We start from the raw sequence: 22,842 nt of genomic DNA on the forward strand, positions 1-22,842 counted from the left end.
AATTCGTCTTGCATCGGGAAAAAGCTGGAAGTGCAACTCCGACTCAGGTTGGAATAAAAAACAATCATACGTCCGTGTCGAGTTGACACCCCTGTGCCATACAATAAAAAGCGTTACAGGAAAACATTGGATAGGGAGAGAGACTAGATGAAAAAACAAAAATGGATGATGATGGGCGCTTCTGCTGTGGTTTGTGCCGCATTGCTCGCACCAGGTGCGTTTGCAAAAGACAAGAATGATTCGTACGAAACACCGTCTTCGACTTTATTTGGAACCACGTACCTGCACGTAGAGAAACAAGTACCCACTTACGGTCCCGCTCATTTCTTTTCACCACCGGAAAATGACAACAACAAAAAATAATCGAACAAACATGCCGTCAGACAACACGGGTCTGACGGCTGTTTTCTTTTCTCGGGACGAATCGCCACTTGCGATTCTGCCACATATGATGATGGGTGAATCAATGCAAGAAGGGAGTTTGGCAGATGAGCGAACGCCACATGATGGCGGATGAGGAGTTGCACGTGTGGGCATACCGTCTGGAAGCCAAGGCGCCGATGGACGTCTTGGTGACAGCAGTAGAGAATTATGCGGGCGGCATCGTCCTCGCATCCAGTTTTGGAGCGGAAGACGTAGTGCTGATCGACATGCTGCACAAGCTGGCACCTACTATCCCTGTCTTTTATTTAGACACAAACAAGCATTTTACTGAGACCTATCATACCCGTGATCGGCTGCAAGAGCGGTACGGGACGACGTTTATTCAAGTACTTCCCCAAATCACGCTGGAAGAGCAGGCACAGCAGCATGGTGACAAGCTGTGGGAGCGAGAGCCCAACCTCTGTTGCGAGATCAGAAAGGTAGAGCCGTTGAAGCGGGTGCTTTCCCAGTATGAAGCGTGGGTCACCGGTATACGGCGGGAACAATCACCTACCCGTGCGAACGCGAAAAAAGTGGAATGGGATGAGAAGTTCAACCTAGTGAAGTTCAACCCGTTGGCGGATTGGACGGACGCACAGGTATGGGAGTATATACACGCAAACGATGTTCCTTACAATCCCTTGCACGATCGAAATTATCCTAGCATTGGTTGTAGTGTTTGTACGCGAGCTGTAAAGTCAGGCCAAGATCCGCGTTCTGGACGATGGGCAGGTCATGAAAAAACGGAATGTGGTCTGCACAAATGACCAGCGGGGAGGCGTACCTATGACGTATTCGACTCTGCCAAAGAAGACCATTACGATCGACAAATGGACGCTGTCTGACATCGACTGTCTGGCAATTGGCGCTTTTTCCCCACTGTCTGGTTTTATGGTCGAGGACGATTATCTCTCTGTTGTGGAAACAATGCGCTTGGCAAATGGTGCGGTCTGGCCGCTGCCGATCACGTTAGGTGTCGATGAGGAGCTCCACGGAGACATCCTGCCAGGTGAACGAGTCCTGCTGCGGGGTGAGGACGGAGTGAACTACGCGATCCTGCAAGTAGAAAGCTGCTATCGACCGGATAAAAACCGGGAGGCAGAGCTTGTTTTCCGTACGACGGATGTGGCCCACCCTGGAGTGAAAAAGCTGTTTGAAAAAGGTAACCTGTATGTGGGCGGTCCGCTGGAAGTCCTTCAACGGCCTGTACCGGAACAGTTTCCTGAGTACTATCTAACTCCGGCCCAGACGAGAGAAATATTCGAGTGTAACAACTGGAAGACCATCGTCGGTTTTCAGACGCGAAATCCAGTGCATCGAGCGCACGAGTACATTCAGAAAGCCGCGCTGGAGATCGTAGACGGTTTGTTTTTGAATCCGTTAATGGGTGAGACGAAATCAGATGATGTCCCGGCAACCGTCCGAATGAAAAGCTATCTGGCATTACTTGAAAGCTACTATCCTCCCACACGAGTCCTGCTCGCCGCTTTTCCGGCAGCGATGCGCTATGCAGGCCCGCGAGAAGCAGTCTTCCACGCGTTGGTCCGCAAAAACTACGGATGCACTCATTTTATTGTGGGGCGCGATCATGCAGGAGTCGGCGACTACTACGGAACTTACGATGCACAGTACATCTTCGCAGAATTTGCGCCAGAAGAACTAGGGATATCGCTGCTCTTTTTCGAGCACAGCTTTTACTGCAATGCATGTGAAGGTATGGCCACGACCAAAACCTGTCCGCACGAGGGCGATCAGCATCTGACCTTGTCCGGAACCAAAGTGCGCGAAATGCTGCGAAATGGCGTGACACCACCGCCGCAATTCAGTAGACCGGAAGTGGCGAAGATTTTGATCGAGGGGATGCGTGAGAGGGAGCTGAAAGGTTGATAGCGGGTCTGTGGAACGGGTCGAACCGTTCCGTTTTTTTGCTTTTTAGGAGGACAAACTAGGTTGTCTGTGAATGCGCTTTCACCCAAAACAGTTACCACAAAGCCATTTCTTACTGAGCATTCGTTCGGACGAAAGTCTAAAAAATTGTGGTTCTTTTCGTTGACACCCCCTAGGTGCCTAGCTATAATCAGACGTAACACTTTATATTCTGACAACAACAATATTGAAAAAATTGTTATAATAGCAGGCTATGACGAGGAGGATGCGCGTCAACTCTTTAACAGAGAGCCCGGATTGCTGAGAACCGGGTAAAGAGCGCGCGCATTGCTCGCCTCCGAGCTGTTTCGCTGAAACTTACGCGAGTAGGTAGTAGGCAGAACCGTTTAACACCCGTTAGCGTGTTACAGTCCACAATCCGTTGTGACTGGCTGAGATCGGCTGACCGTGAGGCGCCGATAAAGTTGGGTGGTACCGCGAACCCTTTCGCCCCAAAAGACATGGAAATCTAACCGTGTCGGGGCGAAAGGGTTTTTCTATGTTCCTATAGTTATTTTCAATACCTGTTGGAAAGTGGGAGGAGGAGAGGAAATGAGTGTTGAAATGGCCGAAATTCAGAAAAAGAACAGTATTCCACCAATTCAATTCGGTGAAGAGGTATCGGGAGCAGAAACGTTGCTTCGGTGTTTGCTCCTCGAACAAGTAGAATACATCTTCGGCTATCCGGGTGGGGCAGTTCTCCCGATTTACGATTCACTGTACGGGAGTTACTTCAAACACATTTTGACCCGCCACGAACAAGGTGCCATCCATGCTGCGGACGGATACGCTCGCGCAACAGGTAAACCAGGGGTTTGTATCGCAACGTCTGGCCCAGGGGCAACCAACCTGGTAACAGGAATTGCCACCGCTCAGATGGACTCCGTACCGTTGGTGTGCATCACAGGTAACGTAGCTCAATCGCTGATCGGAACAGATGCGTTCCAAGAAGCGAACATTACGGGAATCACGGTACCTATTACGAAACACAGTTATTTTGTCCGGGATGTGCGTGATCTTCCTCGCATCGTGAAGGAAGCCTTCCACATTGCAACGACAGGTCGTCCGGGCCCCGTGTTGATCGACATCCCTAAAGATGTAGCCAACGCAATCGCACCGTTCACCTATCCAGAGACTGTGGACGTCCGCGGCTACCGCGCTTCTGTGGTGCCAGACGATGAAGAGGTGCAACATTTTGTCACTGCGATCAAGGCGGCAAAGCGACCAGTAATCATGGCAGGTGGCGGCATTATCGCAGCCAGCGCCGATCAGGAGCTGCTGGCTTTCGCAGAGAAAGCACGTATCCCAGTCATCAATACATTCATGGGTCTAGGTGGTTTCCCAGGGGTTCACGAGTTGTCGCTCGGCATGCCAGGGATGCATGGAAACTTCACCGCCAACCAAGCATTGCTCAACGCAGACTGCGTAATTGGCTTGGGTGTACGCTTTGACGATCGGATCACCATGGGTCGTACCAAAGAGTTCGCACCGAATGCTCGCATCGTTCACGTGGATATCGATCCAGCTGAATTGGGCAAAAACGTTTCGACGGCCGTGACGGTTACAGGCGATGTGAAGAGCACCTTGGAAAAAGCGATTCCACTGATCACCGCATGTGAATCAGAAGCGTGGATCAGACAGTTAAAGGACTGGCAAGAAAAGCAACCGTACAAGTACAAGACTGACGGAGACACATTGAAGCCGCAGGCAGTCATTGAACTGTTGTACCGCTCCACAGATGGGGAAGCGATCGTCACTACAGACGTAGGACAGCACCAGATGTGGACAGCACAATACTACAAGTTCAAAAATGCCCGTTCCTTCATCTCATCAGGTGGTCTAGGTACGATGGGCTTTGGATTCCCGGCTGCGATCGGCGCCCAAATCGCTCACCCAGAGCGCATAACCATTGCTGTAGTAGGAGACGGCGGCTTCCAGATGACCAATCAGGAGCTCGCAATCGTATCCCAGTACAACATTCCGGTGAAGGTAGCCATCGTCAACAATCAGTGCTTGGGAATGGTTCGTCAGTGGCAAGAACTCTTCTACGACAACCGTTATAGCCAAATCGACCTGACTTGCAGCCCAGACTTCGTCAAGCTGGCCGAAGCATACGGCGTGAAGGGCTTGCGTGCAAGCACTCCGCAAGAAGCCGAAGCGGTGTGGGCAGAGGCGCTGGCGCATGATGGCCCGGTAGTTGTTGACTTCCGTGTCGCACAGGAAGAAAACGTCTATCCGATGGTAGCTGCAGGCAACACGCTAGATCAGATGGAATTGGGGGATGACTAAGATGCAGCAACAGACCATTGCCGTACTCGTTAACGACTACCCCGGAGTTTTGACTCGCGTATCCACGTTGTTTGGACAGCGCGCATTCAATATCGACAGCATCACGGTCGGGGGAACAGAAGAGGCAGGATTGTCCCGGATGATTATCACGACCGGGGGAGATGATCGCCAGATTGATCAACTGATGAAGCAGCTGAACAAGCTGATCGATGTCATCTCTGTTACCAATCTCAGTGCCAACTCGTATGTGTCACGCGAACTGGCTCTGATCAAGGTCAGTGCTTCTCCTAGCCAATTGGCTGAGCTGAATGGGATTGTAGAACCGTTTCGCGCAGCGATCGTCGACGTAGGGCCTACCTCGTTGATCGTGCAAGTAACGGGGGACACCGAAAAGATTGATGCCCTGCTCGTTTTGCTACAAAACTATGGGGTTCTCGAATTGACGAGAACGGGCTCGGTAGCGATGGCCCGCAGTATTGTTCCAGCAACAGCCGCTGCAACGGTTTAAATTGCAAAATTCAGAATAAAAATTCAAGCTAAACATTATTTTAGGGAGGCTACACAAATGGTAAAAATGTATTATGAAGCAGACGTAAAACAAGAGGTACTGCGCGGAAAAACGATCGCAATCATCGGTTATGGCAGCCAAGGACACGCACAAGCACAAAACCTGCGCGATAGCGGTTATAAAGTAGTAGTAGGTCTTCGCCCAGGGAAGTCTTGGGATGTAGCAGTTAAAGACGGTTTTGAAGTTCTGACAGTAGCAGAAGCAACCAAACGTGCTGACGTAGTACAAATCTTGATGCCAGATGAGCGTCAAGCACAAGTATACCGTGACGAAGTAGCTCCAAACCTGAAATCCGGCGCAGCTCTCTGCTTCTCTCATGGTTTCAACATCCACTATGCGCAAATCGTACCACCAGCTGACGTAGACGTAATCATGTCTGCTCCAAAAAGCCCAGGTCACCTAGTTCGCCGCGTGTACCAAGAAGGCTTTGGCGTACCTGGCCTGATCGCAATCTATCAAGATGCAACTGGTAATGCGAAAGACCTCGCACTGGCATACTCCAGCGGTATCGGTTGCACCAAAGCTGGTGTTATCGAAACTAGCTTCCGTGAAGAGACTGAAACGGACCTGTTCGGTGAGCAAGCAGTACTTTGCGGTGGCGCAAGCGAACTCGTAAAAGCAGGTTTCGATACACTGGTTGAAGCTGGATACGCTCCAGAGATCGCATACTTCGAGTGCTTGCATGAGCTGAAACTGATCGTTGACCTGATGTATGAAGGTGGTCTGGCTCGTATGCGCTACTCCATCTCTGACACTGCTGAGTACGGTGACTACAGCACAGGCCGCCGCATCATCACTGACGAGACTCGCAAAGAAATGAAAAAAGTACTGGCTGAAATCCAAGATGGTACATTTGCTCGCAACTGGATCTTGGAAAACCAAGCGAACCGTCCTGGCTTCACTTCCCGCCGTCGTCTGGAATCCGAGCATGGCATCGAAGTGGTTGGTGAGCAACTGCGTGGCATGATGTCTTGGTTGAATAAAGATACGAAAAAAGAAGAAGTAAAAATCGGCCAATAATTGGCCGATTCACAGACAATATATAATGTAGGAAAAAAATGTGGAGGTGAAAGTTCATGCGGACCATTGAGATTTTTGATACGACTTTACGAGATGGAGAGCAGTCTCCAGGTGTCAATATTAGCACGAACGAAAAGGTGGAGATTGCCCTTCAACTAGAAAAGTTGGGCGTTACGAGAATCGAGGCAGGCTTTGCAGCTGCCTCCCCTGGTGACCAAAAGTCTGTGGCCGAAGTGGCGAAGCGGGTGAAAAACTCCACCATCGTAAGCTTGGCACGTGCCGTTAAAGACGACATGGATAAGGCATACGAAGCGCTCCGCAACGCGCAAAACGCATCCCTCCACGTCTTTCTTGCAACATCACCGATTCACCGCCAGTACAAGCTGAACATGAGCAAGGAGCAAGTGCTTGCTCGTGCCGTGGAAGCAGTCACGTATGCGAAAAAGTACTTCACGGAAGTGCAATTTTCCGCAGAGGATGCGGCGCGCACGGAAATCGACTTTTTGGCGGAGGTCGTCGAAGCGGTCATCAAGGCTGGTGCGACGACAGTCAATATTCCGGATACGGTCGGGTACATGACGCCGATTCAGTACGGACAAATCTTCAGCGATCTGAGACGTATGGTGCCGGCTACTGAGAACATTCGTTTGAGCTGCCACTGTCACGACGACCTGGGGATGGCAGTTGCCAACAGCTTGGCTGCCGTTGAGGCTGGTGCGACACAAGTCGAGGGCACCATCAACGGAATTGGCGAGCGTGCTGGTAATGCGGCTCTGGAAGAAGTAGCGCTGGCGTTGGAGACTCGCAAGGATTACTATCAGGCGACGACCAAGCTCACCCTGAAAGAAATCGCTCGTACCAGCCAACTGGTGAGTCGTCTGACTGGGATGATTGTTCCCGGGAACAAGGCAGTTGTGGGAGCAAACGCGTTTGCCCACGAATCCGGCATTCATCAGGATGGCGTGCTGAAAGAAGTAACGACGTACGAAATCATTCGCCCTGAATCGGTTGGCTTCAAGTCAAACAAGCTGGTGCTCGGCAAACACTCCGGTCGCCATGCGTTCAAGGAGAAGCTGGTCGAGCTCGGCTATCATCTCGAACAGGACGAAGTGAACACCGCGTTTGCAGCTTTTAAAGTGCTGTGCGATAAGAAAAAGGAAATCAGCGATGACGACATTCTCGCTCTCGTCGATACCAAAATGGTAAAAGGCCAAGAAGCCTTCCAGCTGGAATCCGTCCAGCTCGCTTACGGCAACATCTCGGTACCGACGGCCAGCGTACGGTTGCTGCGCCCGGATGGCTCCACGGTAGAAGAAGCAGCGATTGGGAATGGCTCCGTCGATTCGATTTACAAAGCGATTGACCGTGCGACAGGCGAAGATGTGACGCTTGTGGACTACAAGATCCTTTCCGTTACACAAGGGAAAGATGCGTTGGGTGAAGTGTTCGTCCGCCTGCAGCAAGGTGATCTCACGTTGACAGGACGTGGAGTGAGCACAGACGTTTTGGAAGCAAGTGCGATAGCCTATGTACGTGCGATCAACAAGATTTTGGAGCGTCGCGGCGAATCTGTGCCAGTCGGCGTCAACTAACAATCCTCTTTCCACAATTGGATAGGACGAAGGAAATCAGTAGAGAACGGAAACCACTATAGAATAGAAAAGCGGGATAGACGATGAAAAAAGATTATCGCATTGCCGTTCTTCCAGGCGACGGTATTGGACCGGAGATCATGCAGGAAGCGGTCAAAATCCTCACTCTCGTCGGAGAACGGGAAGGTGTCACTTTTACGTGTGAAGAAGGTAGAATCGGCGGAATTGCCATCGATACAGACGGAACACCGTTGCCAGAAGAAACAGTGAAGCTGGCGAAACATGCAGATGCTGTTCTTCTGGGTGCTGTAGGCGGACCGAAATGGGATCAAAATCCGGGTCATTTGCGCCCCGAGACAGGTCTCTTAGGTATCCGTAAAGCGCTGGGACTGTTTGCAAACATCCGTCCAGCGACCATGCATAGCTCTCTCGTAGACGCGTCCTCGCTCAAGCCAGAAGTCGTATCCGGTGTAGACCTGATCGTCGTTCGTGAGCTGACAGGCGGGATCTACTTCGGAGAGAAAAAACGCTACGATGGACCGAATGGGGAAGTAGCGGAAGATCTATGCATTTATAATGAAGCGGAAATCGAACGAATCATTCGCGTCGGTTTTGACATTGCTCGCAAGCGTCAAAAGCGTCTCGTTTCCGTCGACAAGGCCAACGTATTGGAAAGCTCCCGCCTCTGGCGCAAAGTCGCTGAGCGGGTAGCAGCTGACTATCCAGATGTTGAGCTTTCCCACCAGCTGGTAGACTCTTGCGCCATGCAACTGGTGCGTGCTCCCAAGCAGTTTGACGTGATCGTAACAGAAAACATGTTTGGCGACATTCTCAGTGACCAGGCAGCGATGCTCACCGGATCGATCGGGATGCTCTCCTCTGCGAGTCTGGCGGCAGGCAGCTTTGGGCTGTATGAGCCAGTTCACGGTTCTGCACCTGATATTGCTGGTCAAGGAATCGCCAACCCACTGGCAACGATCCTGTCTGTAGCGATGATGCTCCGTCTGTCGCTCGGTATGGACGATGCAGCAAATGCAGTGGAAAATGCTGTGTGGTCTGTTCTCGAAGCTGGTCATCGCACAGGCGACATCGCTACCGATCGCAGCAAAGCAATTGGTACGTTGGAGATGGGCCAACTGGTACGCGACGAACTGTCCAAAATGTTGGTGCAAAAATAAGCAAGAAAACCCTGCCTCCTTCCTTCGGGAAATTTGGCAGGGTTTTTCGTTTGATTGATCAGAATTGAAAATAGTTATGGTGATACCAACATAGCGGAGGTTAGGAGAAGTAGGTTTCAGATCTACGCTTCGACCTTTCCCCACCGAACAGGTTCGGCGGCCCTGCGAAGAAGATGAGACTGTCCGCTCCACAACGATTCACGGGGAAGCGGTAAAGTAGTAGCTGCTCCGCAGACAACTCAGAGGTACCGCTTCTGGATCCTGTGAATTCGTTGTTCCGCTATGTAGGGTTCCGGAGTCGCTCCGTCTGGAAACCTGCTTCTCCTGCCAGCTGTTGTGGTTTCTAGGTATTACGAGGTTCTGTTCAGAAGAGTAGTTTCCCAATCCTTTCGCTTTGAAGGACACGGGTGAATCAATAGAAGAACGAAGCCATCAAATTTGTTCGTTTGAAGTGTCACAGGAGCGGTTGAATAAGGAAGACCAAGCTTTCATTCTTCAAAGGCATTGCCCCAAGTAGGGTTTTCTCAATGAAACTCCTAGGAAAGCCCCGGAATAAGGCAAGTGAAAGAGCCAAAGCTGGCCGAGGAAAAAGGGGAAATAAGCGGAAGATCTTTGGAACACCAACCGAGGCGCAATAGAAAAAACGAAACACGGTTGTAAGCGTCCACCTCTGATTAAGCTCCCTGAGACGGCTGCTTTGGACGCGGTTTCGTTTTTTATATGAAGCCGGACAGGGATGCCCCCCAGCAGGTGTTCCTATGAAGCTGGAGCGTTTTCCCCCTTTTTCCTCTCCTCCACTACAGTCTGAACGAGTGAAAAAAGGAAGAGGGTGTAGTTCCCGCGTTTTTCTTGCTTGCGCTGTGCAAGAAGCTTAGACCAACGAATTTTTTATTCATTACTGTACTCAGTATTAATGTATACTATACACACTAATATACTTGGCTTGTCAGATGCTTTGGAGGGAACGCAAGTGGCATCATTACCGTTTTACCTCTGCTTCATGTTTATTCTTTTCCTGACTGTCATTGTTGGAATTGCAGCGAAACGTAGGGTCAAGAAGACGAGCGATTTCACCAATGCTAGCGGCTCCCTGACTTCCGGGATGGTAGCCGGCGCGTTGGTTGGCGGCTTTGTCGGTGGGACATCGATTGTGGGCACAGGGGAGCTCGCTTTCTCACATGGACTTGCTTCGCTCTGGTTTACTCTTGGCGGGGGAGTGGCTGTCATTCTCCTTGGATTTTTTGCCAACCGTTTTCGTCAGCTTCAAGTCGAGACACTGCCTGAGTTGATCGGATTGCAGTACGGTTCGCGCGCGCAATTGGGAAGCAGTATCTTTTTATCACTAGGAATGTTCATTCAAGTGATTGCTCAAATTTTGGCTGCCCTCCCGTTTGTATCGGTATTTTGGCAGACGCATTTGTCCATCTTGGCGTTGATTCCAGCCTTGTTGATTATCGCCTATGTGTGGGCGGGAGGATTCATGGGCGCGAGCATCGTCGGTACGCTCAAGACGATCATGCTCGTCCTGCTACTGCTTGGGACGGGTGTCTGGCTCTTGGCGAGCATTGACGGAGGAACATACGTCAGATGGTGGCAGGAAGGGAGACTGGATCTCGTCGTACCGGAAGCCGGAATGGGCTGGGCACAGGGAGCCTCGATGGTCGTGGGTATTTTTTCGACGCAAGCGTACTTGCAGCCGATTTTCGCTAGTCGTTCAGCACGAGAGGCACGCAGTGGAGCGATAACCGCAGGTGTGATTATCATTCTGATCGGACTGGTTAGTGCATGGATTGGTTTGTTTATGTATGATGCTCATCCCGAATTGACTCCTCGCGAGGCCATCCCGCAGTTTTTCTTGATGCATTCGCCTGCTTGGCTGGCTGGTGGGGCTTACGCAATCATTTTGCTATCTGTCGTCATGACAGGGGCTGCTTTGACGCTGAGTATTGCTACGATTTTGAACCGGGATGTGATTCAACGTTACACTTCTCGTTTTCGAGAGGACGCTCGCAAATTGGTTGTATCCCGATGTCTAATCCTGACCATCATCGCGATTTCTTACGCCATTGTCTGCTGGGACGACCAAGCGAAAATTTTACATTGGGCGTTTTTGGCGATGACCTTGCGCGGGGTTACGATCTTTTTCCCTGTCGTGTTTTATCTGTTCCACATTCATCCGGTTCAGTCCAATTGGGCAGTTGGCGCGATATGGGGAGCTCCCGTGTTTTCGCTCCTCTGGACGTGGTGGCTCATGCCTGTCACCGGGATTGATCCGATCGTTGTCAGTGGCATCTGGAGTGCACTGGCACTACTCGCAGGATGGTGGTACTGGAAAAGAGAAGCTCGTCGTGATTTAGCATTACAGCAGGCTGATACGAGGTAAGTGGTGAAAAAAATACCCCGCACTTCCGGAAAAGCTTAGGAAGTACGGGGTATTTTGTGTTACCCGATCGTTATCTTTCCTTTCGGGTAGCGGTAGTATTCCTTTTGTCTTCGCTGGGCCAAAGCAAAGGCGATGGTCAAGGGACCTACCCTCCCTGCGAACATCGTAAGCACAATTAAAGATTTCCCTAACGATGACAGCTCCGGTGTCAGACCCATGGATAATCCGGTCGTGGCAAAGGCCGAGGTGACTTCAAACAGAATCATTTGAAACTGGGCACCCGGCTCTGTGATAGAGAGCGCCATGGTTATGAGAATCACAATGAAAAGTCCGATCATGGTGACGGTCAAAGACTTGTAAATCATGTGTGGCAAAATACGTTGGCGGAAGAAAATGACATCTTCCTTGCCTTTTATTTGCGCGATGACTGCGCCGACCAGGGTAGCAAATGTCGTGGTCTTGATCCCACCCCCGGTCGATCCGGGAGAGGCACCGATAAACATCAACAGGATAATCAGGAACAAGGAAGACTGATGCATATCACCGATGCTGAGCGTATTGGAGCCGGCCGTCCGTGCCGTCACGGATTGATAGAATGAGCCGAGTATTTTGCCGAGCATCGATAACGGCTGCAGCGTCTTGGGATTCGTGTATTCCAGCAAGAAAATGAGCACGGTCCCCATTACCACCAACAGAGCTGTAGTAGACAGTACTACTTTGGTATGCAGAGATAGCCGATGAGTATGCCGGTAATCATAAACTTCGCTCACCACCATAAAGCCGATCCCGCCTAGGATAATCAAGGAACAGACGACGAGCGTGACGACGGGATCATCCACGTATCTGGTCAGACTGGCGAAATCACCCATCAAGTCAAATCCGGCGTTATTGAAGTTGGAGATGGCATGGAAAAAGCCGAAATAGATCGCCTTCCCCAATGGAAAATCAAAAGCAAAACGGATGGACAACAGAATGCCGCCGATTAACTCAGCTAGCGCCGTAAAAATCAAGATCATTTTAGCAAGGCGAACGACGCCTTCAATCGTCATCTGATTCAACGATTCCTGCAGGATCAGTCGTTCGCGCAGTGAGATCTTTTTCCGCATGATCAGAGCAAAAAAAGTGGCGAACGTCATGAATCCGAGACCACCGATTTGGATGAGCGATAAAATGACGATCTGACCAAATACCGTGAATGTGCTTCCCGTATCCACCACGACCAAACCGGTCACACAGGTAGCGGAAGTTGCAGTAAATAAGGCATCTATCCAAGGAAGTCCCATCCCATCCATTGTAGCGGAGGGTAAGGTCAAGAGAGTGGCCCCAATTAAGATAATCAAAGCAAAACCAAGCACCAGCGTTTTGGGAGGATCGAGATGAAGCTTTTCGACGATTTTACGAATCATAGGGAGGAGGACCTCGACTTTTCGATTATGTAAAAAACTTGGCATTCTCACCTTAGTATGGCAGGAACAACTGTAAGTATAATGGGCAAGTGAGAAATTGAAAACAACGAAAAAATCGAGAGTGGCAGACTATCGGATCAAAGCAGCTCCCAGTCGATACAGCCAGTGCTTGAGCTCTCGTTCTTCCATGGGTGCCAGGGGAAAGCGGACCGCTGGACGGCGTACAGAATCTACAGGCTCATCCGCGACACGGAAGGCATGCCCCGGAGTAAGTTCCAGACCTTCCTCGAGTAACATGGCAATGACTCTGTCCTCGCTCTCTGTCGCTTTAGAAGAAGGGGTCCCCCATTCAATCCAAGTGTTCAAGCCACCTGAAATCGGGTACATACGGGCATGGGCAGGGAGAGCGTGATGTTGCTCCTTCCACAAGCGTTCAAAGCGTGATTGAAACAAGGAACGTCTGTCTGCCAGGTACACCTCGGAGAACCATGGATCATCCAGCAGGCGTACAGCAGCTTCTACGATCAGGAGGGAAGGCTCGGCACCTGTCATGGAGACGATCTGACGGTAGCGCTCCAGGTCTTCTTCATTCAGGTCGGCAGGAAGCATCAGGACACCCAACTGCAGATCCCTCGCGAGCGTCTTGGACAGGGAGTGCAAGTAGTATACCTGTACGGAGCTCTGCGCATCTATCGCCATTTGGTACAGAGGGGAGCTGGGTGCAGAGAACCACAAGTCACCGTAATGATCGTTCTCTACCAGTCGCACGTTCTTTTGTGCTGCCCATGCCAGAAGAGCTTCCTTGCGCTCGTGTGAATAGCTGATCCCTGTAGGAAAATGATAGTGAGGGTTGATCAGGAGCCAATTGGCAGGGTAATGTTCCTGTTCGGCATCGAGAGCCTCGATGGAGATCCCTTCATCATCCATCCGGATTGGGCGTACGGTGATCCCGCACTGGCTCAGCAATCGCAGAAAGACGGGATAGCTATATTCTTCGACGTAGACGACATCCCGAGGATTCATGACGCGCTGCGCTAAAAAAGCAAAGCCGCTCGTGCTTCGGTTAAAGGAAAGGATGCGTTCTGGTGAATGAGGGAGGCCTCGTCGGCTCAAATGATCGGCAAATACTTTGGCAGCATGCGCGCGTCTGACTTTCTTTTGAGCGGAAGGTTCGTCCAGCACCGTCAGGCTGTCGTAAAAGGCTCCACGCAATCGCTTAACCAGCTCTTCGCCAGGGCGGGGAGAAGAATCAGCCAGGGAGGCGATCGGAATATCGGTGAGAGGTAGCCGATTTTCCAGCCGTGCTTCTTTGGCACGTTGCGTCAAATAATAGCCTTTGCCGTGGACAGCTTCCAGCCATCCTTCTTCGGCCAAGTGATCGTAAGCTTTTTTTACCGTTTCGAGGGAGCACCCGCTGACGGTCTTCATATCTCGCAAAGAAATGAGTTGCTGTCCGTCTACGAGGAAAGCGCCACGTAAAATAGCCGTTTGTAATTGCTCCGCGAGTTGTACGTACATCGGGGTATGGGCTTGTTTATGGAAGTGAAAAGCGAAAAAAGGGCGGTTTGCCATCCGGCTGCGCCTCCTTGTCTGTCAAAAATAGCAGTCATGAGAATTATATAGGAAAGAAAGGTTTGTCGGTATAGGGCAATCAGAAAAACTCCCGTTGGAAAGAAAGAGCATGGTATCATGGAAGGAGAGAGAACAGGGATGGGAGCTGACATTTCATGAGTACGCAAGAACATAAAGCCTTGTCGCCAAAACAAGTTACGTGCATGGTGATCACGGTATCCGATACGAGAACCGAAGAAACGGATAAAAGCGGCCAGCTCATGAAGCAATTGCTGGAAGAAGCGGGACATTCCACAGCGCTGTACCAGATCGTGCGGGACGAGCCTACGGAGGTCATTGCGGCGATCGAGAACGGTATCGCTCATGCAGAGGTCCAAGTCATATTGCTAAACGGTGGAACAGGTATATCTCCACGCGATAATACCTTTGAAGCGGTGTCCGGATTGCTGGACAAAGAGATGCCTGGATTCGGCGAGCTATTTCGCATGTTAAGCTATACAGAAGACATTGGCTCTGCCGCCATGCTGAGCCGCGCCATTGCCGGGACGCGGAGTGGCAAAATGATCTTCTCAACACCTGGATCGACGGGAGCTGTCCGGTTGGCTATGAACAAGCTGATCGTCCCAGAGCTAGGACACGTGGTACGCGAACTGAACCGATGAAAGAGGACAGGAGGGTGCCATGGCGAAATGCGCTGGGTGCCCTTTTTTTAACGGATAGACACAAATAACCATGGACTGTATTTGCTGTATATTGTCCGCTTATGGTACTGTTACGAAAGGAATATGACTGGCATCACCTACTGGACCCGTGCAACGGGTCATTTTGGTGCCGGAATGTGCAAGGAGAGTAGAACGAAACATGAATATATTGTTGTCCACATTAAATGCGAAATTTATCCATTCATCCCTGGCCTTGCGCTATTTGCGCAGCTATGCCGGGGCGTCCTTCCCGACTATTGAGCTCGTCGAATACACGATTAATGACATCACTTTAAATATTGTTGCCGACATATACAAGCGCAAGCCAGACGTCGTGGCATTTTCCTGTTATATCTGGAATATCCGCGAGACCCTTGACGTTATTCGCAACCTGAAAAAAGTATGCCCGGATGTGCCCGTCATTTTGGGTGGACCGGAAGTGACCTATGATGCTGATCATTGGATGAAAAAGCATCCGGAGATCGACGTCATCGCGATTGGGGAAGGGGAGCAGACCTTTCTGGAGCTGCTGCAAGTCTATCAGGAGGCACTCGAGACAAAGCAACCACCTCGTTTGCGTGAGGTAGCCGGGATTGCGTACCGCGATGGAGAGTACGTGCGTTTCTCCATGCCGCGCGCACAGATCGAGGAGATGGACTCCATTCCGTCTCCATACCAGGATCATCTGGATGAGCTGAACAACCGTGTCGTTTACTTCGAGGCTTCCAGAGGCTGTCCGTTCAAGTGTCAATATTGCCTGTCCTCCATTGAAGATGGGGTCCGCTACTTTAGCCTGGAACGGGTAAAGGAAGAGTTGCTCCGCTTGATCAATCACGGGGTTAAGACTGTCAAATTCGTAGACCGTACGTTCAATATCAATAAAAAATATGCGCTGGAGATCTTTCAGTTTTTGATCGACAACCACAATGGAACCGTATTCCAATTTGAAATCACGGCCGATATTTTGCGTGCAGACGTGCTAGACTTCCTGACCGAAAATGCGCCACCGGGAGTTTTCCGTTTTGAGATCGGCGTACAGTCCACAAACGATGAAACCAATCGACTCGTTCAGCGTATTCAGCGCTTTGACCGCTTGTCACGCACGGTTACTCAGATCAAAAACTCAGGCAAAATCGATCAGCATTTGGACTTGATTGCAGGTCTTCCAGAAGAAGACTATCAGTCCTTCCGCAAGACGTTTAATGACGTTTTTGCGTTGCGCCCTGAAGAGCTGCAGCTGGGCTTTTTGAAAATGCTGCGGGGGACAGGTGTACGTGCGCGCGCAGCGGATCATGGGTACGTCTACATGGACGAATCGCCATATGAAATTCTCGGTAATAACGTGCTTTCCTTTGGTGACATGCAAAAAATCAAGCGTGTCGAGGATGTTCTCGAGAAGTACTGGAATGCCCACCGGATGGATCATACGCTGGAGTGGATGCTGGAGCAGGTATTTGAATCGCCGTTTGATTTCTTCCAGTCGTTTGGCGACTTCTGGGAAAATCAAGGCTGGAGCCGTATCGGTCATCAGCTGGAAGATTTGTTCACGCGTCTGCAAAGCTTTTTGCACACCCAACAGGTGGAGCGTCTCGATCACGTCATGAGCTTGATGAAGTTCGATTTTCTGCACAATCAGAAGCATCGCCCGAGAAGACTCTGGTGGGAAGATGTCATGGACAAACAAGAGATGCAAGGGGCGTTTGCGGCAGTCTACGAACAACGCGAGCAACTGCGTGAAGACTTTGCCCGCCATGCATCTGTGGAAAAAGATTACTTTAAGCATACGCTAACAGCAAAGGTGAGCTTTGATATTGAGACTTGGCTCAAAACGGGCGACGTCATCGAAGGCAACTATACGCTGGTCGTCTACTATCCGTACAAGGAAGGCGAGCAAAACGACTTTACCATCGTCAACCAACTGCCTGTAGCCAGCGCATAAGTCTCTGGGAGCAAAAGGGGGAGAGACATGTCCCACTCGTTCACGGATGCAGCCGTTCACTTGTTTACCGCACAGGGACACGGCTGGACCAATGGAAGCGTACATGAAGAACCAGTTTCCGTTTTTGGGGATCAAATCCCCTTTGCGCAGAGAGCTGGGCAAGCGTTTGTTTCGAGAACAGGGAATCCCGGAGGACTGGGACGTTGTCGTTCGAGAGCTATGGTCACTGCCTGAGCGTGAATACCAGTACATCGCGCTCGATTTACTGGAAAAAGTGAAAAAACGGTTCACTCCCGAGCATCTGGAGTTGGCGGAAGAACTGATTACGACGAAATCTTGGTGGGATACGGTCGATTATTTGGCCTCACATACGGTTGGTACATTGCTTCGACTCTATCCCACTCTGATTCTCACTAGTAACGAGCGCTGGCTGGAAGGCTCGAATATGTGGTTGCAGCGAACGGCTCTCTTGTTCCAGCTATCTTACAAGGACAAGACAAATCAAGAGCTTCTTTTCAATAACATTCGATTTTGTGTGGGATCCAAGGAATTTTTCATCCAAAAAGCGATAGGCTGGTCATTAAGGGAGTATACCAAGACCAACCCCGATGCTGTGCGTCACTTTGTGGAGATGACATCGATGGCAAACCTCAGCCGCAGAGAGGCGCTCAAGCATTTATAGAAGAACAAATTTCTTCGCTTGATAAAACAAAGGCATCTATAGCAAAATAGACAAGTACCTTTTTAGCTCGCTCGTACGTATTACATAGAAGTCACAATTGTACAGCAAGCCTTTGCATGCAATCCTAGAAACAGCCGCACTGTGGCGAGGATAGGGGATTTTGCTCATGGAAATCAACCTGCTGATGTCAATCATAGAGCAATACGGTTACCTGGCCATTTTCTTTCTGCTCTGGCTGGGAATCGTAGGATTGCCAATTCCTGACGAGTTGGTCGTAGCGACGGGAGGATTCTTGGTCTCGATTGGCCTCTTAAACCCGGTGTACTCTTTTTTGGCAGGGTATCTGGGTGTGGCCTCCGGATTGACGATAGGCTTTTTACTTGGAAAGTATTTTGGCAAGCCCATTTTGCAGTGGCTTTCGAAAAGCGAGAAGATGCGGCATGCCGTCGAACGATCGACAGAGCTTTTGCGGAAGTATGGCACCTCGGCGCTTTGTATCAGTTACTTGTTACCAGTCGTTCGCCATGTCGTACCGTATTTGGTAGCGATGGGTGGTATGACATATCGCCGCTATGCCCTCTTGTCCTACCCAATCGGACTGGTGTGGACGATTGCCTTTTACATGCTGGGGTACGTTTTTGGGAATCACGTCGAAGACATCGTGGCTATGATTCGGAAGTATGGCTTTTATACGTTGCTCACGCTAGTTGTATTGATCGTGATCGGGTTTCTCGTGCGCAAGTATGTGCTGAGCAATCGCGCGTATCGGGCAAAAGGAGATTAACAAATGTTTCATCGTCAATTGGAAGCTCATAAGCGCAACCGCAATCTAATTCTCGTCGTGGGGTGGGCAATGATGATCGTGGGCTATGTCACCCCCATGCTGTGGATGGCAGGAGTAGGCGGTTTGCTCTTGAACGGGTATGCGTACTATTTGATGGCGACGGATAAACGTTTGGCTCCCAAACGAGGCTTTCGAATTCCTGAAGCGAGCCTGCTGCTCACGGCTATTTTGGGTGGGGGGATCGGAGCCTTGGCAGGAATGCTGACCTATCGCCACAAGACCAAGCATATCTCGTTCATGATTGTCGTTCCTGTGTTCTGTATCTTGCAACTGTTCCTGCTGTTGCAAGCTATTGGTCAGTAGAAGAGAAGGATTTCGCACGATGTTTCGTGCGGAGTCCTTTTTTAATTGAGGTGAAGGCTATATTCGCATCCGTCTTTTGTTTGCACAAAAAGGGGTTTTCATTTCCTTTCTTGGGCACACTATCCGTACATCTTTATCGACGAGCGAGCCAAAGGGGGGAGAGCGTTGAGCCAGTTCTGGAAAGCGTGGCAAAAACGGAAGGACACCCTTCAAGCGAATACACTTCAAAAGCATGCTGACAAAAGTATGGAGAGCGTCTCCGATTTGCAGCTCACGACCGATGTGGAAGAGAATGTTTCCTTAATTCAGTTCCAATTAGGCAAATGTGATGATCTGGTTGTTCGGCGCTTTCAGAACAAGGAAGGAAAAGATTGTGTCCTCGTCTTTTTGGATGGAATGGTGGATCGTAACGTCATTAGTCAGTTCATTATTGCGTACATGACAACAGCTGACATGACGTACGAAGGTCCAGCAACCAACGAATTAGAAGCAACGGATCGGCTGAGACAGGTGGTTCGCAACATCCTGTCAGGAACAGCGGTATTGATGATTAACGGAAAGTGTCAGGCGTATTTGAACAATACACGAGGTTGGGATCGTAGAGGGGTGGAAGAGCCACAAACCGAGTCAGTCGTGCGTGGGCCACGCGATGGCTTTTCCGAAACGCTCTGTGTCAATTCAGCCCTCATCCGTTTTCGGCTCAAGGATCCCAACCTAAGGGTGCGCCATATGGTGGTTGGGCAGCGGACGCAGACGGATATTTACGTCATGTATATCGAAGGGTTGGCCCACCCGCCCATGATAGAAGAGATCATAAGTAGAATCGAAAAGGTCAACGTGGATTCAGTGCTAGAGAGTGGGTACATCGAACAAATGATTCAGGACCGCAGGTGGTCTCCTTTCCCACAAATTCAGAACACAGAGAGGCCGGATAAGGTAGTCGCCAACTTGTTGGAAGGAAAAGCAGGGATCTTGGTGGATGGAACACCTTTTGGTTTGATCGCTCCAGCCGTGTTCTCCCAGTTCTATCAAAGTCCAGAGGATTACTACGAGCGCTTTTACATCGCTACATTAATTCGCTTTATCCGCATCATCAGTATTTCGATCGCCCTGCTGCTACCTTCTCTCTATATCGCATTCAGCTCGTTTCACCCGGAGATGATTCCTTCCCGGCTTGTAATTGCGATGGCAGCTGGACGTTCTACGGTTCCTTTTCCTTCGCTAGTCGAAGCGTTATTCATGGAACTCGCGATCGAGATTTTGCGGGAAGCGAGTGTGCGCTTGCCTGGCCCCATTGGACCGACCATTGGGATCGTAGGTGCTTTGGTAGTCGGCGAAGCTGCTGTATCAGCGGGTCTCGTTAGCCCTGTCATGGTTATTATCGTGGCGGTTACGACGATCGGGTCGTTTGCATCACCGAGCTACAGTGCTGCTATTGCGATTCGTATGCTGAGGTTTCCGGTCATGCTGTTGGCGGGAATGTTCGGCCTCTACGGAATCATGTTGTTTTTAATCGTCATCACGGTCCATGTGTCATCGATCAAGTCGTTTGGAGTGCCTTACATGTCACCGTTGAGCCCGTTAAACTTGCTCGGCATGCGAGATTTGTTCTTTCGAGCCCCTCATCACTTAATGAGAACGCGGCCGGGCATGTTTCATGTTCACGATAAAGTACGTATGCGAGAGGATGATAAGCCGTGAGCAAGCAGGACGAGGGCAGCCAAATCTATACGTTTTCCTTGTGGCAGCAGACGTCCCTGATTACAAGCACGTTGATTGGTGTAGGCGTGTTGACCTTGCCGCGGACGACTACCTCGAGACTATTTGAGGCTGGGTGGATTGCTCCTATTTTGGGATCCATCTGGGTCTTCTTTTCCATATGGATGATCGCTGCGCTCAGCCGTCGATTCCCCGGGAAGACGTTTATTGAATACAGTCCGATTATTTGGGGCTCGGCCAAGCGGCCTCGACAAGGGAGATGGCTTAGTCTTCCCTGGATGCTTAGCTATCTGCTATTTATGTACACCTCTACTGGGATTGTGTCGCGTATTTTTGGGGAAGTAGTCGTGACCTCTGTCCTGCTGGATACTCCCCTAGAAGTCATTATTATCACGATGTTTCTCCTGGCACAGATCCTCTGCATGCATGAAGTAGAGGTAGTAGCGAGGGTAAACGAGCTGTTGTTTCCCCTCATCTTGTTTCCTATTCTCTTTATTGCTCTTGCTTCCTTTCAAAAAGCAGAATGGAACAATATGTTCCCATTATTTCGAGCGTCGGGTAAGTCACTTTTCGATGGAGTGTATGAGGCTGTCTACTCGTTTTCTGGGTACGAAATCATGCTGATCTTCTTTGCTTACGCTCATGAGAACAATAGTAAGGTAAGGGCCGGCTTTTATGGAATCGGGATCGCCATGTTTGTCTATACGTTGATTGTATTGGCAGGCATCGTGGTGTTTGGTTTCGAGGAGCTACAACGGGTTACTTGGCCGACACTGGAGCTGGTAAAGACCACGCAGGTGCCAGGTCTGATCCTGGAAAGGTTGGAATCTGCGTTTTTAGCCGTTTGGGTAGCCGCCGTGTTTACTACGGTGGCTAATGCTTATTACGCTTTTGTCTATGGTTTGCGCCAACTCTTTAACAAAGGAATCGTGTTTCAGCGAATCGTTTCCGCACTCATGTTTATCCCCCTTTTCTTTATTGCTCTATGGCCGCAAAATATTGTGGAAATTTTTCGGGTCAGCTCTTACTTGGGATTCGTGAGCCTTGCTCTAAATTTAGGCGTGCCGATTCTTTACTGGATCATCCTGTATATGAAAGGGATGGTTCAGGGGGAAAAGGAGAGGAAAGCAGGTGGCTAAAAAATGGTGCCAGATAGCCACGATCGTGGCTTGTATTACACTGTTAACAGGATGCTGGGACAGACGGGAATTAGAGGAACGTACTTCAGTGCTCGCAGTCGCGGTGGATATCGTTGAGGGCAGAGAAGATTTATACAAGATGACAGTGCAAATCCCGATCGCGATCAAAATCGCTGGTAGTAGTGGTCAAGGTGGGGGTGGTAATTCGAATGCTGTCAAAATCATGAGTGTGACAGGTAGAACGATCACGGATGCGGCGAATAATCTGCAGCTGAGGTTGAATCAGAAGCTATTTCTAGGCCATACGCGTGTCCTAGCCGTCAGTGAAGAGGTGGCGAGAAGAGGCATTCAGGATATTATGGATGGTTATCGTCGGGAGCCGCAAATCCGACGGTTGATGTGGCCCATTATTGTGAAGGGAGAGGCTGCTTCTCTCCTCAAGATCAAACCTCTATTGGCACAGATTCCCGTTGTGTTTTTGATGGACTTGATCGAGAACGGTGCCAAGATGGGTACAATTCCTGAACAGACACTTGGCGACTATTTTAACCAGACATCAAACAAATCAATGGAACCCTTTTTGAATTACGTTCAGGCAAGTGAGACGGAAGTGCGCTGGAAAGGGATCGCGGTATTTCGGGGTCACAAAATGGTAGGAGCGATCAACGATATCCAATCCTGGTCGTTGCTGCAGCTGCGAAATAAGCAGCGTGGTGGGGATGTCATCATTCCTTTGCCAGGCACGAAGAATGGTTTCGTGACCTTTCGTCCGCATTTTGTAAAAACCAAGCTGGATTTACATGAAGGGCACAATAATGAGCGAAAGCAGCAGAGTGACCATTCAGCGACCTTTTATTGTGAACTGCAGGGAGATATCGTGGAGGTAACGGAAAACTTGAAGATTCCACCCGAGGAATTCATCAAGAAAATGCAAGCATTGGTCAAAAAGGAAATGGAAGCTCGGGCGAAAAAGCTCTTCACGCAGCTGCAAAAGGATTACAACAGCGACATCCTGAAACTGGGGCTTGCACTACGCGCCCATCATTACCGCGACTACTGGGAGAAGCACGACTGGAACAAGGATTTTAAGAACTTCCCAGTCAATGCTATCTATACGATCAAGATTCGTCGCTTAGGGATGGAGATGCAATAGGAGCG

The 22,842-nt window shown here is 50.1% G+C and carries 19 protein-coding genes; 17 read left to right on the forward strand and 2 right to left on the reverse strand.

Annotated elements, in window-relative coordinates; translation table 11 throughout:
* Positions 1 to 147: 147 nt before the first annotated feature.
* The 9 genes from AN963_RS31320 (at position 148) to AN963_RS02160 (ending at position 11,379) form a co-directional block, all read left to right on the forward strand.
* Positions 148 to 363, forward strand: a complete 216-nt coding sequence (locus AN963_RS31320) for a hypothetical protein (RefSeq protein ID WP_055742912.1) — start codon at positions 148 to 150, stop codon at positions 361 to 363.
* A 125-nt stretch (positions 364 to 488) separates the two neighbouring features.
* The gene (locus AN963_RS02120) at positions 489 to 1,190 is read left to right on the forward strand and encodes a phosphoadenylyl-sulfate reductase (protein WP_055742913.1); all 702 of its coding nucleotides are present in this window, start codon (positions 489 to 491) and stop codon (positions 1,188 to 1,190) included.
* Between the two features lie 19 nt (positions 1,191 to 1,209).
* On the forward strand, positions 1,210 to 2,310 hold the full coding sequence (gene sat / locus AN963_RS02125; protein ID WP_055742914.1) for a sulfate adenylyltransferase: 1,101 nt from the start codon (positions 1,210 to 1,212) through the stop codon (positions 2,308 to 2,310).
* A 591-nt stretch (positions 2,311 to 2,901) separates the two neighbouring features.
* Positions 2,902 to 4,638: a biosynthetic-type acetolactate synthase large subunit gene (ilvB, locus tag AN963_RS02135; RefSeq protein WP_055742916.1), complete on the forward strand. Its 1,737-nt coding sequence runs from the start codon at positions 2,902 to 2,904 to the stop codon at positions 4,636 to 4,638.
* A 1-nt stretch (position 4,639) separates the two neighbouring features.
* Positions 4,640 to 5,146 (forward strand): acetolactate synthase small subunit, encoded by a 507-nt coding sequence (gene ilvN, locus AN963_RS02140; protein WP_055742917.1) that lies wholly within the window; start codon positions 4,640 to 4,642, stop codon positions 5,144 to 5,146.
* Between the two features lie 57 nt (positions 5,147 to 5,203).
* Positions 5,204 to 6,226: a ketol-acid reductoisomerase gene (ilvC, locus tag AN963_RS02145; protein WP_055742918.1), complete on the forward strand. Its 1,023-nt coding sequence runs from the start codon at positions 5,204 to 5,206 to the stop codon at positions 6,224 to 6,226.
* Between the two features lie 56 nt (positions 6,227 to 6,282).
* The gene (locus tag AN963_RS02150) at positions 6,283 to 7,818 is read left to right on the forward strand and encodes a 2-isopropylmalate synthase (RefSeq protein ID WP_055742919.1); all 1,536 of its coding nucleotides are present in this window, start codon (positions 6,283 to 6,285) and stop codon (positions 7,816 to 7,818) included.
* Positions 7,819 to 7,901: 83 nt separating this feature from the next.
* Complete coding sequence (gene leuB, locus AN963_RS02155; protein ID WP_055742920.1) at positions 7,902 to 8,996, forward strand: 3-isopropylmalate dehydrogenase; 1,095 nt, start codon at positions 7,902 to 7,904, stop codon at positions 8,994 to 8,996.
* A 970-nt stretch (positions 8,997 to 9,966) separates the two neighbouring features.
* Positions 9,967 to 11,379 carry a sodium:solute symporter family protein gene (locus tag AN963_RS02160; protein ID WP_055742921.1) on the forward strand — a complete coding sequence of 471 codons (1,413 nt, stop codon included), beginning with the start codon at positions 9,967 to 9,969 and terminating at the stop codon, positions 11,377 to 11,379.
* 59 nt (positions 11,380 to 11,438) lie between these two features.
* On the opposite strand, the gene AN963_RS02165 is transcribed toward AN963_RS02160, so the two are convergent.
* Together AN963_RS02165 and AN963_RS02170 are read right to left on the reverse strand one after the other, a co-directional pair.
* Positions 11,439 to 12,785, reverse strand: coding sequence for a TrkH family potassium uptake protein (locus tag AN963_RS02165; RefSeq protein ID WP_055742922.1), 1,347 nt, complete (start codon positions 12,783 to 12,785; stop codon positions 11,439 to 11,441).
* A gap of 129 nt (positions 12,786 to 12,914) precedes the next feature.
* Entirely contained in the window at positions 12,915 to 14,357 is a 1,443-nt protein-coding gene (locus AN963_RS02170) for an aminotransferase-like domain-containing protein (RefSeq protein WP_055742923.1), read from the reverse strand.
* A gap of 155 nt (positions 14,358 to 14,512) precedes the next feature.
* On the opposite strand from AN963_RS02170, the gene AN963_RS02175 reads away from it, so the two are divergent.
* The 8 genes from AN963_RS02175 (at position 14,513) to AN963_RS02210 (ending at position 22,837) form a co-directional block, all read left to right on the forward strand.
* Entirely contained in the window at positions 14,513 to 15,019 is a 507-nt protein-coding gene (locus AN963_RS02175) for a MogA/MoaB family molybdenum cofactor biosynthesis protein (protein WP_055742924.1), read from the forward strand.
* Positions 15,020 to 15,218: 199 nt separating this feature from the next.
* Positions 15,219 to 16,997 carry a B12-binding domain-containing radical SAM protein gene (locus tag AN963_RS02180; RefSeq protein WP_055742925.1) on the forward strand — a complete coding sequence of 593 codons (1,779 nt, stop codon included), beginning with the start codon at positions 15,219 to 15,221 and terminating at the stop codon, positions 16,995 to 16,997.
* Positions 16,998 to 17,100: 103 nt separating this feature from the next.
* A complete protein-coding gene (locus AN963_RS02185; protein WP_236707856.1) occupies positions 17,101 to 17,679 on the forward strand; it encodes a DNA alkylation repair protein in 579 nt (192 codons plus the stop codon).
* Between the two features lie 166 nt (positions 17,680 to 17,845).
* A complete protein-coding gene (locus tag AN963_RS02190; RefSeq protein WP_055742927.1) occupies positions 17,846 to 18,463 on the forward strand; it encodes a DedA family protein in 618 nt (205 codons plus the stop codon).
* Between the two features lie 3 nt (positions 18,464 to 18,466).
* Positions 18,467 to 18,826, forward strand: coding sequence for a DUF1294 domain-containing protein (locus AN963_RS02195; protein ID WP_055742928.1), 360 nt, complete (start codon positions 18,467 to 18,469; stop codon positions 18,824 to 18,826).
* Between the two features lie 165 nt (positions 18,827 to 18,991).
* Positions 18,992 to 20,527 carry a spore germination protein gene (locus tag AN963_RS02200; RefSeq protein ID WP_055742929.1) on the forward strand — a complete coding sequence of 512 codons (1,536 nt, stop codon included), beginning with the start codon at positions 18,992 to 18,994 and terminating at the stop codon, positions 20,525 to 20,527.
* Entirely contained in the window at positions 20,524 to 21,684 is a 1,161-nt protein-coding gene (locus AN963_RS02205; protein WP_055742930.1) for a GerAB/ArcD/ProY family transporter, read from the forward strand. The genes AN963_RS02200 and AN963_RS02205 overlap by 4 nt, the downstream gene beginning before the upstream one ends.
* The gene (locus AN963_RS02210) at positions 21,677 to 22,837 is read left to right on the forward strand and encodes a Ger(x)C family spore germination protein (RefSeq protein WP_055742931.1); all 1,161 of its coding nucleotides are present in this window, start codon (positions 21,677 to 21,679) and stop codon (positions 22,835 to 22,837) included. Before AN963_RS02205 ends, AN963_RS02210 begins: the two co-directional genes overlap by 8 nt.
* The last annotated feature ends 5 nt before the right edge of the window (positions 22,838 to 22,842 follow it).

Source organism: Brevibacillus choshinensis (genome assembly GCF_001420695.1).
Taxonomy (GTDB): domain Bacteria; phylum Bacillota; class Bacilli; order Brevibacillales; family Brevibacillaceae; genus Brevibacillus; species Brevibacillus choshinensis.

Excerpts from the sequence above, each read along its gene's own strand:
- ilvN (WP_055742917.1), top strand. The coding sequence starts at position 4,640 with ATGCAGCAACAGACCATTGCCGTACTCGTTAACGACTACCCCGGAGTT.
- AN963_RS02165 (WP_055742922.1), bottom strand. The coding sequence starts at position 12,785 with ATGATTCGTAAAATCGTCGAAAAGCTTCATCTCGATCCTCCCAAAACG.
- leuB (WP_055742920.1), top strand. The coding sequence starts at position 7,902 with ATGAAAAAAGATTATCGCATTGCCGTTCTTCCAGGCGACGGTATTGGA.
- AN963_RS02175 (WP_055742924.1), top strand. The coding sequence starts at position 14,513 with ATGAGTACGCAAGAACATAAAGCCTTGTCGCCAAAACAAGTTACGTGC.
- AN963_RS02180 (WP_055742925.1), top strand. The coding sequence starts at position 15,219 with ATGAATATATTGTTGTCCACATTAAATGCGAAATTTATCCATTCATCC.
- sat (WP_055742914.1), top strand. The coding sequence starts at position 1,210 with ATGACGTATTCGACTCTGCCAAAGAAGACCATTACGATCGACAAATGG.
- AN963_RS31320 (WP_055742912.1), top strand. The coding sequence starts at position 148 with ATGAAAAAACAAAAATGGATGATGATGGGCGCTTCTGCTGTGGTTTGT.
- AN963_RS02195 (WP_055742928.1), top strand. The coding sequence starts at position 18,467 with ATGTTTCATCGTCAATTGGAAGCTCATAAGCGCAACCGCAATCTAATT.
- AN963_RS02150 (WP_055742919.1), top strand. The coding sequence starts at position 6,283 with ATGCGGACCATTGAGATTTTTGATACGACTTTACGAGATGGAGAGCAG.
- AN963_RS02170 (WP_055742923.1), bottom strand. The coding sequence starts at position 14,357 with ATGGCAAACCGCCCTTTTTTCGCTTTTCACTTCCATAAACAAGCCCAT.
- AN963_RS02120 (WP_055742913.1), top strand. The coding sequence starts at position 489 with ATGAGCGAACGCCACATGATGGCGGATGAGGAGTTGCACGTGTGGGCA.
- ilvB (WP_055742916.1), top strand. The coding sequence starts at position 2,902 with ATGAGTGTTGAAATGGCCGAAATTCAGAAAAAGAACAGTATTCCACCA.
- AN963_RS02185 (WP_236707856.1), top strand. The coding sequence starts at position 17,101 with ATGAAGAACCAGTTTCCGTTTTTGGGGATCAAATCCCCTTTGCGCAGA.
- ilvC (WP_055742918.1), top strand. The coding sequence starts at position 5,204 with ATGGTAAAAATGTATTATGAAGCAGACGTAAAACAAGAGGTACTGCGC.
- AN963_RS02190 (WP_055742927.1), top strand. The coding sequence starts at position 17,846 with ATGGAAATCAACCTGCTGATGTCAATCATAGAGCAATACGGTTACCTG.